The following is a 15,487-nucleotide window of genomic DNA, read 5'->3' as shown; positions in this document are numbered from 1 at the left end:
TCGTTCACCGATGAATCTGCTGAAACGTTACGCCGTGCCCGTTATCTGTGCGATGACCGTTCTCTCCCTGGCGGCTTGCTCATCCACGAAAGACGAGCGCCGTGTGCCGACGCCGCTCACCGAGTTCAAACCCGTGCTCGAGGTGCAGCAGTCCTGGTCGGCGAGCGTGGGCAAGGCGGGCCGCTACCTGTTCTCGCCGGTCGCGGTCGGTAGCACGGTATATGCGGCCGGCGCGAACGGCACTGTCGCGAAGATCGACGCGCAAACCGGTAAGGATGTCTGGCGCACCAAGCTGCACGACGACCTGTCGGCGGGCGTCGGCAGCGACGGCACGCTCACGGCGGTTGGCGGCCTGAAGGGCGATGTCTACGTGCTCGGCGCGGACGGCAAGCAACTGTGGACCGCCAAAGCGCCGGGCGAAATCATTTCGCCGCCGCTCGTCGGCAACGGTCTCGTGATCGTGCGCACGATCGACGGTCAGATCGTCGCGTTCAACGCGCAAACGGGCGAGCAGAAATGGATCTACCGCAACCGCGCGGTGCCGCTCAATCTGCGCGTGTCGTCGGGCATGACGTTCGCGGGCGATGCGGCAGTGCTGGCCGGTTTCCCGGGTGGCGCGTTCTCCGCGATCAACCTGCAAACGGGCGACACGTACTGGGAGACGCCGGTGTCGTATCCGAAGGGCGTGACCGAAGTGGAGCGTATCAACGACGTGACCGGCCCGCCCACGCTGGTCGGCTCGCAAACCTGCGCGGTGACGTTCCAGGGCCAGATTGGCTGCTTCGACGCGAACTCGGGCCGCGCGCTGTGGGGCAAGCCGTTCTCGAGCACGAGCGGTCTCGCGCAGGATGACCGCAGCGTGGTGGCGGCGGACGACTGGTCGGTCGTCTCCGCATTCGACGCGAACAACGGCACGGTGCTGTGGAAGAACGAGTCGCTGAAGAGCCGCGACCTGAGCGTGCCGATGCTGCTGGGCCGCGCCGCCGTGTTCGGCGACTACAAGGGTTTCGTGCATTTCCTGTCCACCACGGACGGCACGTTCGTCGCGCGTATGAAGACCGACGGCAGTGCGATTACCGCGGCGCCGGTTCTCGCCGGCGACACGCTGGTCGTGCAGACGCGTGACGGCGGCCTGTTCGGTTTCCGCCCGCGCTGATCGCGAGATATGTTGTCTGGCGCGCAGGCCGGCTTTGCCGGCCGCGCGCTTTTTAGTTGAAGTTTGACCGGTTCCCGAGTCTGCTGCCGGGCGCGTCCTGAGCCGATTGGTCAGTCCGCCTGCCATGCGGCTCGCGCAGGCTCAATAGAAAAAATTCGCCGGACGGGCTGGTCCGGCAAGTCGGATTCGAAGCTGTCCCGGCCGCCACGCAAGGCGGTCCACGCGTTTCTTCGGCAGCGCCGCGAAGCGGCGCAATCGAACGGGCGTGCGAGCCGTCGAACAGCAAAGTCTGAATCTGGCGGCCCCTCGGCGCCGCCCCGCAGCCCACCGCTGTCTGCCCAGGTGCGCATTGAATGCACATCCGGAGCAGGCTGAATTCGTGATAATTTCGTCAAAACGCCGCCGTGTGGCGGCCTGACGTCGCCAGGCGCGCGATCGGTCCGATCCCGCGTTTCACCGTGAACAACATCTGATGAAACCCGTTATTGCCCTCGTCGGGCGCCCCAATGTGGGGAAATCCACGCTGTTCAACCGGCTCACGCGCTCGCGTGACGCGCTGGTTGCCGACCTGCCCGGTCTCACGCGCGATCGTCACTATGGCGAAGGGCGCACCGGCGAGCGGCCCTATCTGGTCGTCGATACCGGCGGCTTCGAGCCTGTCGCGAAAGACGGCATCCTGCACGAAATGGCGCGGCAAACCCGTCAGGCGGTCGAGGAGTCGGACGTCGTCGTGTTCATCGTCGATGGCCGCAATGGTCTCGCGCCGCAGGACAAGTCGATTGCCGACTATCTGCGCAAGGTCGGCCGGCCGATCTTCCTCGTCGTCAACAAGGCCGAGGGCATGAAGTACACCAACGTCGCCGCCGATTTCTATGAGCTCGGCCTCGGCGACCCGCGTGCGATTTCGGCCGCGCACGGCGACGGCGTGACCGACATGATCAACGAGGCGCTCGAGATCGCATACGCCGGCCAGCCGGAAGAGAGCGACGAGGACAAGGAAGCGCACGGCGTGAAGATCGCGATCGTCGGCCGGCCGAACGTCGGCAAGTCGACGCTGATCAACGCGCTGGTCGGCGAAGAGCGCGTCATCGCGTTCGACATGCCGGGCACGACGCGCGACTCGATCTACGTCGATTTCGAACGCCAGGGCAAGCCGTATACGCTGATCGACACGGCCGGCTTGCGCCGCCGCGGCAAGGTGTTCGAGGCGATCGAAAAATTCTCGGTGGTGAAGACGCTGCAGTCGATCTCGGATGCGAACGTCGTGATCCTGCTGCTCGACGCGCGCCAGGACATTTCGGACCAGGACGCGCATATCGCCGGCTTCGTCGTGGAGCAGGGCCGCGCGCTCGTGGTCGGCGTGAACAAATGGGACGGCCTCGATCCGCATGTGCGCGAGCGCACCAAGGCCGATCTCGAACGCAAACTAAAATTTCTCGACTTCGCCAAATTCCATTTCATTTCCGCCGCGGAAAAAACCGGAATCGGCCCGCTGATGCGCTCGGTCGACGACGCCTACGCGGCCGCGATGTCGAAGCTGCCGACGCCGAAGCTGACGCGCGCGCTGATCGAGGCGGTCGAATTCCAGCAGCCGCGCCGCCGCGGGCCGGTGCGCCCGAAACTGCGCTACGCGCACCAGGGCGGCCAGAATCCTCCGATCATCGTGATTCACGGCAATGCGCTCGACGCCATTACCGATACCTATAAGCGCTACCTCGAAAACCGCTTCCGGGAAACTTTCAAGCTGACGGGCACTCCATTGCGAATAGAGTTCAGATCATCGACGAACCCTTACGCGGACAAAGGCTGAGAATTGGGCTGCGATCCAGGCCGAAAGCCAGGCTGAAACCCGCGTGCGTGCTGGGTTTGGCCGAACGGCCAGGGTCCGCGCGCAGAAATGAAAATCGGCTATAGTGTAGCGGTTGGCGGCGGATCTCTTTTTCTTCGCCGCCAATTCAGTCAACCTGCAAAAAAATACGGAGTTTGCTATGAGCAACAAAGGGCAATTGTTACAAGACCCGTTTTTGAACGCACTGCGTAAAGAGCATGTGCCGGTGTCGATCTATCTGGTCAACGGCATCAAGCTTCAAGGGAACATCGAATCGTTCGACCAGTACGTCGTGTTGCTCCGGAATACGGTCACCCAGATGGTCTACAAGCACGCCATTTCGACGGTCGTGCCCGCCCGCCCGGTGAATTTCCACCCGGATTCCGAACAGTCCTAACCCTCGCCGCGGCCGGCACAGCGTCGCCCGTTGGCGATAACTCCCGGCCGCGTCATTTTGATACCCTCCAATTTGATCAATGCAGCGCTCGTAGGCATCGACTTCGGCAAGATCGATTTCGAAGCCAGTCTCGAAGAACTCAGCCTGCTCGCGCAAAGCGCGGGCGCGAATCCCGTAGTCACCCTCACCGGGCGCCGTTCCAGTCCCGACGCGAAGATGTTCGTCGGCAGCGGCAAGGCGGAAGAATTGCGTCTTGCGTGCGAAGCGAACGACATCGAACTCGTGATCTTCAACCACGCTCTGGCCCCTGCGCAGCAGCGCAATCTGGAGCAGGCGCTTAACCGGCGCGTGGTCGATCGCACGAGCCTCATCCTCGACATTTTTGCGCAACGCGCCCGCAGCCACGAAGGCAAGCTGCAGGTGGAGCTCGCGCAGTTGCAATATCTGTCGACGCGGCTGATTCGCGCATGGACCCACCTCGAACGTCAGAAAGGCGGTATCGGCCTGCGCGGCCCAGGTGAAACGCAGCTCGAAACCGACCGCCGGCTGATCGGCGAGCGCATCAAGGCGCTCAAGACGCGGCTCGACAAACTGCGTCGCCAGCACGGCACGCAGCGCCGCGCGCGCAGCCGCAACCAGACCATGTCGGTGTCGCTCGTCGGCTATACGAACGCGGGCAAGTCCACGCTCTTCAACGCGCTGACCAAGGCGCAGGCGTATGCCGCCGACCAGTTGTTCGCGACACTGGACACGACCTCGCGGCGCGTCTATCTCGGCGACGACGCGGGGCAGGTAGTGGTGTCCGACACGGTCGGTTTCATCCGCGAATTGCCGCACCAGCTCGTTGCGGCGTTTCGCGCGACGCTCGAGGAAACGATTCACGCGGACCTGTTGCTGCACGTGGTCGATGCGTCGAGCGCGGTGCGGCTCGATCAGATCGACCAGGTGAACGAGGTGCTGCATGCGATCGGCGCGGACACGATCCGCCAGGTGCTCGTCATCAACAAGATCGATGCGGTGCCTGAGCTGGCGGCCCGTGGCGAGGCGGTTGAGCGGGATGAGTATGGTAATATTTCGCGCGTCTTTTTGAGCGCGCGCACGGGGCAGGGGCTTGATGTGTTGCGCGCTGCCATCGCTGAGATCGCTACTGCCGAACCGCTTGCCGATACGCCGCCTGACCTGCTGGAAGACGGCCGTACGGCGGAACCGCACGACAATCACAAGGTTCCAGAACTCGGGCACTGACCCGTTCCAATTGCACTGACCCGCTGTCTACTCTAGTGAACGAACACAGGTGAACGATTACAACGAGCGGAGTATCTGGCTGCGCATGCGCGCCTTACTTTCACTGAACGATCCGCGCTGGGGCCGGGGCGACGGCAATGGCGACCGGCAGCGCCCGAATGATCCGAAGCGTCCGACGCGTGACGGCGAGGGTGAAGGTCCGCCCGATCTCGACGAAATGTGGCGCGATTTCAACCGCCGCCTGAGCCGGATATTCGGCCGCAAGGGCGGCGGCATGGGCGGTGGCCGCCCGGACAACGGACGCGGTGCGCGCATCGGCGTGGGCATCGTGATCGGCGTGCTGGTCGCGATCTATCTCGGCAGCGGCGTGTTCGTCGTGCAGGATGGCCAGGCCGCTGTCGTCATGCAGTTCGGCAAGTATCGCTACACGGCCGACCAGGGCGTGCACTGGCGTCTGCCTTATCCGTTCGAAACGCACGAGTTCGTCAACATCGGCCAGATCCGCCAGGTCGAGATCGGCCGCAGCAACGTGGTGCGCCTCGCGAACGTGAAGGACGCGTCGATGCTCACGCACGACGGCGATATCGTCGACGTGCGCTTCGCGGTGCAATATCAGATACGCAAACCCACCGATTTCCTGTTTCGCAGCGTCGACCCCGACCAGAGCGTGATGCATGCCGCGCAGGCGGCGGTGCGCGGCATCGTCGGCGCGCAGAGCACCAGCGAGCTTCTCGATCAGGATCGCGAAACATTGCGTCAACAGTTGATGGCGGCGATCCAGCAATCGCTCGATCAGTACCAGTCCGGCCTTGGCGTCACGGGCGTGACGATCCAGAGCGTGCAGGTGCCCGAGCAGGTGCAGCCCGCATTCGACGCCGCCGCCAGCGTGCACGACGAAAACGAACGCGCGAAGCGCGACGCGCAGGCCTATGCGGCCGATCTCCTGCCGCGCGCGCAAGCCGACGTGGCGCGTCAGATCGAGGAAGCGAAAACCTATAGCGAGAAAACGGTGGCGCAGGCGCAGGCAGAGGCCGAGCGCTTCAAGCAGGTCTACGCGCAATACGCGAAAGCGCCGGAGCTGGTGCGCTTCCGCCTGTACATGGAAACCATGCAGCAGATCTACTCGAATGCGACCAAGGTGTTTGTCGACGCGAAGAACGGCAACAACGTGCTGTATCTGCCGCTCGACAGACTGGTCGAACAGAACCGCGAGCGGCAGGCCGCGGCGGCCGGTGCTGCCGCTTCGGGCGCCGCTGCTGCGAGCGCTCCCCAGGCGGCGAGTGCGGCCGCGCCGTCGGCGGCTTCGGCTGCCGAAACCGGCGCCGCGGCCGATGCCACCAGCGCTCCGGCGGCTTCCGCGCCCGCCGCGGCGGCCACACCCGCAAGCCAGCCCAGCGGCCCATCGCTGCGCTCGCGTGAAGCCTTCCGCAATCGCATGCGCGAAGACGACGTTCAATAAGGAGCGCAACACATGAACAGAATCATTGCGCTCGTCGTCGCTGTCGTCATCGTGGTGTTTGCGGCCTCGTCGATGGTGTTCGTCGTCGATCAACGTCACATGGCCGTGCTGTCGGCACGGGGTGATGCGGCGCCCACGCTGCTCGGCCCGGGGCTGCACGTCAAGCTGCCGCCGCCGCTGCAATCGGTCACGCTCGTCGACAATCGCATCCAGTCGCTCGACGCGCCGGACGAAGACCATTACGTCACCGCGGACAAAACCGAATTGCTCGTCAACCCAGTCATCAAGTTCCGCGTGACCGATCCGCTCAAGCTGCTCGCCGAAACCAAGGGCGACGTGCAGAGCCTGCCGGATAGGCTCGCGTTGCTGTCGCGCGGCGCGCTCGGCGACGCGTTCGGCAAGTTCACGCTGCCCGATGCGCTCGCCAAACAGCAGGCCGTCGCCGAAGACGCGCGCGGCGCAATGGACAAGGGCGCGGCGTCGCTCGGCGTGTCGGTGGTGGACGTGCAGTTGACGCGCGTCGACTTCCCGGCCGCGATGACCGATTCGGTATTCAAGCGAATGATCGCCGCGCGCGAACAGATCGCGGCCGACGAACGCGCGAAGGGCGTGGCGCAAGCCGACCAGATCCGCGCGGACGCGCTCGCGAAGCAGCAGGCGGTGCTCGCCGACGGCCTCGCTCAAGCTCAGGGCATTCGCGGTGAGGGCGATGCGAAGGCTGCGGAAATCGCCGCCGAGGCGTTTGGCAAGGATCCGCAGTTCTACCAGTTTTATCAAAGCATGCAGGCGTACCGGAAGACGTTCAAGCCGGGCGATCTGATCGTGGTCGACTCGAACAGCGAGTTCTTCCGCTTCATGCGTAGCCCGACCGGCGGCGTTGCCCCGGACGCTTCCGCGCCTCCCCGCAAACGCTGATTACCGGAGGCCGCGGCATCCGCATCGCGGCCCTTTCATTCGCATGGACATAGCCGGCTCGTTACTGCTCGCGATCGCGTTGATGCTGATTATCGAGGGGATGTTTCCCTTCGTTTTTCCGAGCGCCTGGCGCGACACGTTCCGTAAAATAGCGGAGCGGCCGCCGCATCATATTCGCGTCGGTGGATTCATCGTGATGCTGCTCGGACTGATTCTGCTGTTTATCGCGACCTGAAGGGGGCGGCTTCTCCGTCAGAGGAATGCCGCGCGATCGGCGTGAATGGAGCGTGCGCGGCATGTGTGCCTCGCGCGCCGGCCTGTTTCACGGGCGGCTGGCTGATCCGCCGCCCGTGAAACAAACCGGCGAGAGCCGTCCGGGCATCTGCTCCAGCCGCCGGAATCAAGCCGCTGCACGCCATTCACACTCACTCACCGGCGCTTCAAGACGCCGTGTTCAACGCCGTAGGACTGTATCGATGTCGACCTGGTTGCTTCCCGAGAATATTGCCGACGTGCTGCCGTCGGAGGCCCGCAAGATCGAAGAATTGCGGCGCCATTTGCTGGACCGTTTCCGCTCGTACGGCTACGAGATGGTCATGCCGCCGCTGCTCGAATACATCGAGTCGCTGCTGACGGGCGGCGGCCACGATCTGAATCTGCGCACCTTCAAGCTCGTCGATCAACTGTCGGGCCGCACGCTCGGCCTGCGCGCCGACATCACGCCGCAGGTCGCGCGTATCGACGCGCATCTGCTGAACCGCCAGGGCGTCACGCGTCTGTGCTATGCGGGCAATGTTGCGCATACGCGGCCGCGCGGCCTGCATGCGACGCGCGAGCAGATCCAGATCGGCGCGGAAATCTACGGTCACGCGGGCCTCGAAGCGGACCTCGAAATCCAGCAGCTGATGCTCGACGCGCTGCGTCTCGCTGGTCTCGGCAAGGTTCGTCTCGACCTGTGCCATGCCGGCGTGCTCGCCGCGCTGATCGAGGCAGAGCCGGCGGCGGAACAACTCGGCCAGGCGCTCTACGACGCGCTCGCGGGCAAGGACGTGCCGCGTCTCGTCGAGATGACGGCGCAACTCTCGCCGGTGATTCGCGACGCGCTGCGCTCGCTGCCCACGCTGTACGGCGACGCGTCGGTGCTCGAAGAGGCGCGCGCGCGTCTGCCGAACTCGCCGGCCATCGCCCGCGCGCTCGACGACCTCGCGTTCCTCGCGAGCCAGGTCGACGGCGCCGAAGTGATGATCGATCTCGCCGATCTGCGCGGCTACGCGTACCACAGCGGCGTGATGTTCTCGGCCTACGTGGACGGCGTACCCAACGCGGTCGCGCGCGGCGGCCGTTACGACCACGTCGGCCAGGCTTATGGCCGCGCGCGTGCGGCAACCGGCTTCTCGCTCGATCTGCGCGAAGTCGCGCGCATCTCGCCGATCGAAGCGCGCAGCAGCGCGATTCTCGCGCCGTGGCGGCACGACGAAGCGCTGCGCGTCGCGGTCGCCGCGTTGCGCGACGCGGGCGAAGTAGTGATTCAGGCGCTGCCCGGCCACAAGCACGATCTCGATGAATTCGCGTTCGACCGCGTGCTGGTGGAGCGCAACGGCGCATGGATCGTCGAACCGCGCGCTTGAACCGCGCGCTCTTCGCTTATCCTCAACATAACGTGCATACCGTTGAGCGGAAACGGAAAAATTCGGAAGCTTCCGCGAACATAGGTAAAATACGTTTTTAACCAGCTTACGAAACAACATGTCTGCCAGCGCAGTGAATGTGAATCCCGGGCGCAACGTCGTCGTCGTGGGTACCCAATGGGGTGATGAGGGCAAGGGCAAGATCGTCGACTGGCTGACGGACCACGCTCAGGGCGTCGTTCGCTTCCAGGGCGGTCATAATGCCGGTCACACGCTTATCATCGGCGGCAAGAAAACCATCTTGCGTCTGATTCCGTCGGGCATCATGCATCCCGGCGTCGCGTGCTACATCGGCAATGGCGTCGTGTTGTCGCCGGAAGCGCTGTTCAAGGAAATCGGCGAACTCGAGGCCGCCGGCGTCGACGTTCAGAAGCGTCTGTTCATTTCCGAAGCCACCACGCTGATCCTGCCGTACCACATCGCGATCGACCAGGGCCGCGAAGCGCGCCGCGGCGCGAGCAAGATCGGCACGACCGGCCGCGGCATCGGCCCGGCCTACGAAGACAAGGTCGCGCGCCGCGGTTTGCGCGTGCAGGACCTGTTCGAGCCGCAAGCATTCGCCGAGCGTCTGCGCGAAAACCTCGACTACCACAACTTCGTGCTCACGCAATACCTGGGCGTCGCCGCTGTCGACTTCCAGCAAACGCTCGACACGATGCTGAGCTACGCCGAGCGTCTGAAGCCGATGGTCACCGACGTGTCGCGCCGTCTGTACGACGTGAACGCCGCAGGTGGCAATCTGCTGTTCGAAGGCGCGCAGGGCACGCTGCTCGACATCGATCACGGCACCTATCCGTTCGTCACGTCGAGCAACTGCGTCGCGGGCGCCGCGACGGCCGGCGCGGGCGTCGGTCCGCAGAAGCTCAACTACATTCTCGGCATCACGAAGGCGTACTGCACGCGCGTCGGTTCGGGCCCGTTCCCGAGCGAACTCTACGACGCGGACAACGCCTCGCGCCAGGAGCCGATCGGCCTCGAACTCGCCACCGTCGGCAAGGAATTCGGCTCGGTCACCGGCCGTCCGCGCCGCACCGGCTGGCTCGACGTCGCCGCGCTGCGCCGCTCGATCCAGATCAACGGCGTCTCGGGTCTGTGCATGACCAAGCTCGACGTGCTCGATGGTCTCGATGAAGTGAAGCTGTGCGTCGGCTACACGGTCAACGGCCAGAACGTCGACCTGCTGCCGCGCGGCGCGACCGAAGTCGCGTGCTGCGTGCCGGTCTACGAAACCTTCGCGGGCTGGAAGGAAAGCACGGTCGGCATCAAGGAGTGGGACAAGCTTCCCGCCAACGCGCGAGCGTATCTGTCGCGCGTGCAGGAAGTCGCGGGCATTCCGATCGACATGGTGTCCACCGGTCCGGATCGCGACGAAACGATTCTGTTGCGTCATCCGTTCAAGGTCTGAGTCATGCAGGGCGTACCGATGATCGCGATGAAAGATCCTCGTAATGACGAGAAGAACCTGTGGGTCGGCTGGGACGAGTATCACCGGCTGATCGAGGTGCTCGCGCTGGCCGTGCACGAATCGGGCTGGAAATTCGACAAGATTCTGTGTCTCGCGCGCGGCGGGCTGCGCGTCGGCGACCAGCTCTCGCGCATTTACGACCTGCCGCTGGCGATTCTCGCCACGAGTTCGTATCGCGAGGCGGCCGGCACGGAGCAGGGCGAACTCGACATCGCGCAGTACATCACGATGACGCGCGGTGAGCTGCATGGCAACGTGCTGCTCGTCGACGACCTCGTCGATTCGGGCGTCACGCTCGCGCGCGTGCAGCAGCATCTGAAGGAACGCTATCCGGCCATCACCGCGGTGCGCTCGGCCGTGCTGTGGTACAAGGGCTGCTCGAAGGTGAAGCCCGACTACCACGTGCAATACCTGCCGACCAACCCGTGGATTCATCAGCCGTTCGAGGAATGGGACACGGTGCGTCCGCATAACCTCGGCGCGTGGATCAAGCGCGGCATTGCGCAAGCCCAGGAATCCTCGGGCGAGTGATGCGGCCCCCGGCGCCTTACATGTGTTTTACGTTTCCGTATCGCGCCGTCGTCATCGCAGTGTTCGCAAAACGGAGCCCAGCCGGGCTCCGTTTTTTTATGGGCACGGCGTGGCGCGAGAGCCCATTGATGTGTCACAAAACACACACACAACACACGCGCGAGGCGCTGGCAATACGGCACCGAACTCAGCAGACGCGCCCATATCGCGGTGCTAAACTGCGCGGACCATCCACGTCGCGTATCCACAACAAGCCGGGCAGTGCCGGGTGGGCAGTTTAGAATAACGGTCGTTTTCCGCCCGGGAACGGATCCTCTCGCGTCTATGACAGATAACAATCACGCACACAAACAGCCGCTGCCTTCCCTTGCGATTGCCGCGATCGGAGTGGTGTTCGGCGACATTGGCACGAGCCCGTTGTATTCGCTCAAAGAGGCTTTCAGCCCGTCGCACGGCATTCCGTTGACCGATCAATCGATTCTCGGCGTGATCTCGCTGCTGTTCTGGGCGATCATGATCGTGGTCGGCGTCAAGTACGTGCTGTTCGTGATGCGTGCAGACAACAACGGCGAGGGCGGCGTGCTCGCGTTGATGGCGCTGGCGCTGCGCTCGCTCGATCAGAAATCGAAAATGGCCGGCCTGCTGATGATGCTCGGCATCTTCGGCGCCTGCATGTTTTATGGCGACGCGGTGATTACGCCCGCTATCTCGGTGATCTCGGCGGTCGAAGGTCTCGAGATCGCCGCGCCGCATCTGTCGCATCTCGTGCTGCCGCTCACCATCGTGATCCTGATTGCGCTGTTCTGGATCCAGCGCCACGGCACAGCCACGGTCGGCCGTCTGTTCGGCCCGATCATGACGCTGTGGTTCGTCGTGATCGCGGCACTCGGCCTGTGGCATATCCTCCAGTCGCCGAACGTGATCCGTGCGCTGAATCCGTATTACGCGTACACGTTCATGGCCGCGCACGTGCTGCAGGCCTACGTGGTGCTCGGTTCGGTCGTGCTCGTGCTGACCGGCGCCGAAGCGCTCTACGCCGACATGGGCCACTTCGGCGCGAAGCCGATCCGCATGGCCTGGTACATGCTCGTGATGCCGTCGCTCGTGCTCAACTACTTCGGCCAGGGCGCGCTGCTGATGCACGACCCGAAGGCGATCGAAAATCCGTTCTTCCTGCTCGCGCCGGACTGGGCGCTGCTACCGCTCGTCGTGCTGTCGACGGTGGCGACGGTGATCGCGTCGCAAGCGGTGATCTCGGGCGCGTATTCGCTGACGAGCCAGGCGATCCAGCTCGGCTACGTGCCGCGCATGAAGATCCTGCATACGTCCGACCTCGCGATCGGGCAGATCTATGTGCCGGTGGTGAACTGGATGCTGCTCTTCATCATTCTGTGCATCGTGATCGCGTTCAAGAGCTCGGACAATCTCGCCGCCGCGTACGGCATCGCCGTGACGGCCACGATGGTGATTACGACCGTGCTCGCGTGCGTCGTGATGGTGAACGTGTGGAACTGGAACAAGCTGCTCGTCGGGCTCATCATCGCGGTGTTCATGACGGTCGATCTCGGTTTCTTCGGCGCAAACCTGCTGAAGGTCGAAGAGGGCGGCTGGCTGCCGCTCGGTATCGGCGCGCTGCTGTTCTTCCTGCTGATGACATGGTTCAAGGGCAGGATGCTCGTCAAGGAGCGCACGGCCGCCGACGGTATTCCGCTGATGCCGTTCCTGCAGGGCCTGCTCGCGCATCCGCCGCATCGCGTGTCGGGCACCGCGATCTATCTGACCGGCAGCGATTCGCTGGTGCCGGTGAGCCTGCTGCACAACCTGAAGCACAACAAGGTGCTGCACGAGCGCACGATCTTCCTGACCTTCGTCACGCGCGACATTCCGTACGTGAACGACGCGGAGCGCGTGACGGTCAAGGATATGGAGGGCGGCCTGTGGCTCGTGAAGGCGGCCTATGGGTTCAACGAAACGCCTGATGTGAAGGCGGTGCTGCTCGACGTCGGCCGCACGCACGACATGACGTTCGAGCTGATGGACACGTCGTTCTTCCTCGCGCGCGAAACGGTGGTGCCGACGCAATTGCCGGGCATGTCGGTGTGGCGCGAGCGCGTGTTCGCATGGATGCACCAGAACGCCGCGAAGCCGACGGACTTCTTCAGCATTCCGGCCAACCGTGTCGTGGAGTTGGGGACGAAGATCGAGATCTGACGATCGCCGTGTTCCGCTGGCTGCTCCCGCACGTCGCATACGGGAGCGCAAACAGAAAGCCCACGCCAATGCGTGGGCTTTCTGTTTCTGCGCGTGAGCATCGAGTTGCTCGACGCTTGCCATGCGAGGACCAGCACGCGTATGAAGAAGCGCATCGATCCGATGCGCTTACGTCACGCTCATTCCGCGCTTACTTCTGCTTGAGTTTCGCAAAAGCCGCCGCCATTGCGCCCGCCGGCTCGGCATCACGCGAGCGCTGCGGCGCGCCGCGTCCCGCACCGCCACGGTTGAAGTTGCCGCCCGAGCCGCCGCGATCCTGCTGCGCACCGCCACCACCGCTGCGCGTGGCCGCCGCGCCGGGTTCGTCGTCGAGGCGCATCGTCAGCGCAATACGCTGGCGCTTCACGTCGACTTCGAGCACCTTGACCTTGACGATCTGACCCGCCTTCACGACTTCGTGCGGGTCCTTGACGAATTTCGTCGACATGGCCGATACATGCACGAGGCCGTCCTGATGCACACCGACGTCGATGAACGCGCCGAACGCCGCGACGTTCGTCACGACACCTTCGAGCACCATGCCCGGGATCAGGTCGCTGACCTTCTCGACGCCTTCGCGGAACGTCGCGGTCTTGAACTCGGGGCGCGGATCGCGGCCCGGCTTTTCGAGTTCGAGCAGAATGTCGCGCACGGTCGGCAGACCGAAACGTTCGTCGACGAATTCGGTGGGCGACAGTCCGCGCAGCGCGTCGCGATTGCCAAGCACTTCACCGGCCTGCTTGCTGATCTTCGCGAGGATCCGCTCGACGACCGGATACGCTTCCGGGTGCACCGACGAACGGTCGAGCGGATTTTCGCCGTTGTTGATGCGCAGGAAGCCGGCCGCCTGCTCGAACGTCTTGTCGCCGAGACGCGGCACCTTGCGCAGATGCTCGCGCGACGGGAACGGACCGTTCGCATCGCGATAGTCGACGATGTTGCGCGCGAGCGTTGCGTTGAGCCCCGACACGCGCGCAAGCAGCGCGACCGACGCGGTGTTCGCGTCGACGCCGACCGCGTTCACGCAATCCTCGACGACCGCGTCGAGCGAGCGGGCCAGTTCGCGCTGATTCACGTCGTGCTGATACTGGCCGACGCCGATCGCCTTCGGCTCGATCTTCACGAGCTCCGCAAGCGGATCCTGCAGACGTCGCGCGATCGACACCGCGCCGCGCAGCGACACGTCCATGCCGGGGAATTCCTTGGCCGCGAGTTCGGACGCCGAGTACACCGACGCGCCCGCTTCGGACACGACGATCTTCTGCAGCTTCAGCTCCGGATGACGCGCGATCAGCTCGCTCGCGAGCTTGTCCGTCTCACGCGACGCGGTGCCGTTGCCGATGCTGATCAGTTCGGCCTGCGTCTCTCCGGCGATTCGCGCGAGCTTCGCGAGCGAGCCGTCCCAGTCGCGGCGCGGCTCGTGCGGGTAGATCGTGTCGGTTGCGAGCACCTTGCCGGTACGGTCGACCACCGCCACCTTGACGCCCGTGCGCAGCCCCGGATCGAGGCCGATCACGGCCTTCGGGCCGGCGGGCGCCGCGAGCAGCAGGTCCTTCAGATTGCGCGCGAACACGCGAATGGCTTCGTGCTCGGCTTCGTCGCGCAAATGGGTCAGCAGCTCGTTCTCGAGGTGCGGCTGCACTTTCACGCGCCAGCACCAGCGGCACACGTCGGAGAGCCACTTGTCGGCCGGGCGGCTCTGATTCGCGATGCCGAAATGCCGCGCGATCAGCGCTTCGCCCGGATGCGGCACCTGCGCGTCGAGTTCTTCGCCCAGGCCCAGCTTGACCATCAGCACGCCCGCATTGCGGCCGCGGAACAGCGCGAGCGCGCGATGCGACGGTACCGTGCGGATCGTTTCGGCGTAGTCGTAGTAGTCGCGGAATTTTTCTTCCTCGGCGGTTTCCTTGCCTTCCACCACTTTCGACGACACCACGCCCTGGTTGTACAGGTAGTCGCGCAACTTGCCGAGCAGCTCGGCCGTCTCTCCGAATTGCTCGGAGAGAATGTCGCGCGCGCCGTCGAGCGCGGCCTTCACGTCGGCGACGCCTTTCTCCGCGTCCACGTAGGCAGCGGCTTCTGTCTGCGGATCGAGCAGCGGATTGCCGAGCAGCGCGTCGGCGAGCGGTTGCAGACCGGCTTCGCGCGCGATCTGCGCACGCGTGCGGCGCTTCGGCTTGTACGGCAGATAGAGGTCTTCGAGCACCTGTTTGCTGTCGGCGCCTTCGATCGCGCCGCGCAGCTCGTCGGTGAGCTTGCCCTGTTCGTCGATGCTCGCGATGATCGCCGCGCGCCGGTCTTCCAGCTCGCGCAGATACAGCAGGCGTTCCTCGAGATTGCGCAATTGCGTGTCGTCGAGATTATCGGTCACTTCCTTGCGGTAACGAGCGATGAACGGAACGGTCGCGCCTTCGTCGAGAAGTTCCACTGCGGCCGCGACCTGGCGCGGCTGGACGGACAGTTCGGTTGCAATGCGCTGGACGATCTTGAGTGCTACGGTTTCCGTCATAAGGTCTTGGTGTTCCTGCGGACTCAGTGAGGGGCCGCGCGCGG

12 protein-coding genes are annotated in these 15,487 nt (G+C 64.4%); 11 read left to right on the top strand and 1 reads right to left on the bottom strand.

All coding sequences use genetic code 11. The features are described 5' to 3' along the window. The first annotated feature begins 10 nt into the window (after window positions 1–10). The 11 genes from bamB to B9Z01_RS01920 all read left to right on the top strand — a co-directional run bounded on the left by bamB (window position 11) and on the right by B9Z01_RS01920 (window position 12,895). The gene (gene bamB, locus B9Z01_RS01970) at window positions 11–1,156 is read left to right on the top strand and encodes an outer membrane protein assembly factor BamB (protein ID WP_085481147.1); all 1,146 of its coding nucleotides are present in this window, start codon (window positions 11–13) and stop codon (window positions 1,154–1,156) included. A 472-nt stretch (window positions 1,157–1,628) separates the two neighbouring features. Continuing rightward, entirely contained in the window at window positions 1,629–2,966 is a 1,338-nt protein-coding gene (gene der, locus B9Z01_RS01965; protein ID WP_085480576.1) for a ribosome biogenesis GTPase Der, read from the top strand. Between the two features lie 178 nt (window positions 2,967–3,144). Beyond that, the gene (gene hfq, locus B9Z01_RS01960) at window positions 3,145–3,381 is read left to right on the top strand and encodes an RNA chaperone Hfq (RefSeq protein WP_006051315.1); all 237 of its coding nucleotides are present in this window, start codon (window positions 3,145–3,147) and stop codon (window positions 3,379–3,381) included. Window positions 3,382–3,438: 57 nt separating this feature from the next. After that, window positions 3,439–4,626, top strand: a complete 1,188-nt coding sequence (hflX, locus tag B9Z01_RS01955) for a GTPase HflX (protein ID WP_085480575.1) — start codon at window positions 3,439–3,441, stop codon at window positions 4,624–4,626. A 49-nt stretch (window positions 4,627–4,675) separates the two neighbouring features. Further along, entirely contained in the window at window positions 4,676–6,085 is a 1,410-nt protein-coding gene (gene hflK, locus B9Z01_RS01950; protein WP_085480574.1) for an FtsH protease activity modulator HflK, read from the top strand. Between the two features lie 12 nt (window positions 6,086–6,097). After that, entirely contained in the window at window positions 6,098–7,000 is a 903-nt protein-coding gene (gene hflC, locus B9Z01_RS01945) for a protease modulator HflC (protein WP_085480573.1), read from the top strand. Window positions 7,001–7,043: 43 nt separating this feature from the next. Next, complete coding sequence (locus B9Z01_RS01940; protein WP_085480572.1) at window positions 7,044–7,235, top strand: DUF2065 domain-containing protein; 192 nt, start codon at window positions 7,044–7,046, stop codon at window positions 7,233–7,235. Between the two features lie 241 nt (window positions 7,236–7,476). After that, complete coding sequence (locus B9Z01_RS01935; protein ID WP_085480571.1) at window positions 7,477–8,628, top strand: ATP phosphoribosyltransferase regulatory subunit; 1,152 nt, start codon at window positions 7,477–7,479, stop codon at window positions 8,626–8,628. 118 nt (window positions 8,629–8,746) lie between these two features. After that, the gene (locus tag B9Z01_RS01930; RefSeq protein ID WP_085480570.1) at window positions 8,747–10,093 is read left to right on the top strand and encodes an adenylosuccinate synthase; all 1,347 of its coding nucleotides are present in this window, start codon (window positions 8,747–8,749) and stop codon (window positions 10,091–10,093) included. An 18-nt stretch (window positions 10,094–10,111) separates the two neighbouring features. Beyond that, a complete protein-coding gene (locus tag B9Z01_RS01925; RefSeq protein ID WP_085481146.1) occupies window positions 10,112–10,684 on the top strand; it encodes a phosphoribosyltransferase in 573 nt (190 codons plus the stop codon). A gap of 324 nt (window positions 10,685–11,008) precedes the next feature. Then, complete coding sequence (locus B9Z01_RS01920; RefSeq protein WP_085480569.1) at window positions 11,009–12,895, top strand: potassium transporter Kup; 1,887 nt, start codon at window positions 11,009–11,011, stop codon at window positions 12,893–12,895. Window positions 12,896–13,085: 190 nt separating this feature from the next. On the opposite strand, the gene B9Z01_RS01915 is transcribed toward B9Z01_RS01920, so the two are convergent. Continuing rightward, window positions 13,086–15,443, bottom strand: a complete 2,358-nt coding sequence (locus B9Z01_RS01915; RefSeq protein WP_085480568.1) for a Tex family protein — start codon at window positions 15,441–15,443, stop codon at window positions 13,086–13,088. Between the last annotated feature and the right edge of the window lie 44 nt (window positions 15,444–15,487).

Source organism: Paraburkholderia susongensis, from assembly GCF_900177725.1.
GTDB classification, from domain to species: Bacteria; Pseudomonadota; Gammaproteobacteria; order Burkholderiales; family Burkholderiaceae; genus Paraburkholderia; species Paraburkholderia susongensis.
Note: the sequence above shows the minus strand (reverse complement) of the source record. Positions and strands in the feature narration are given on the sequence as shown.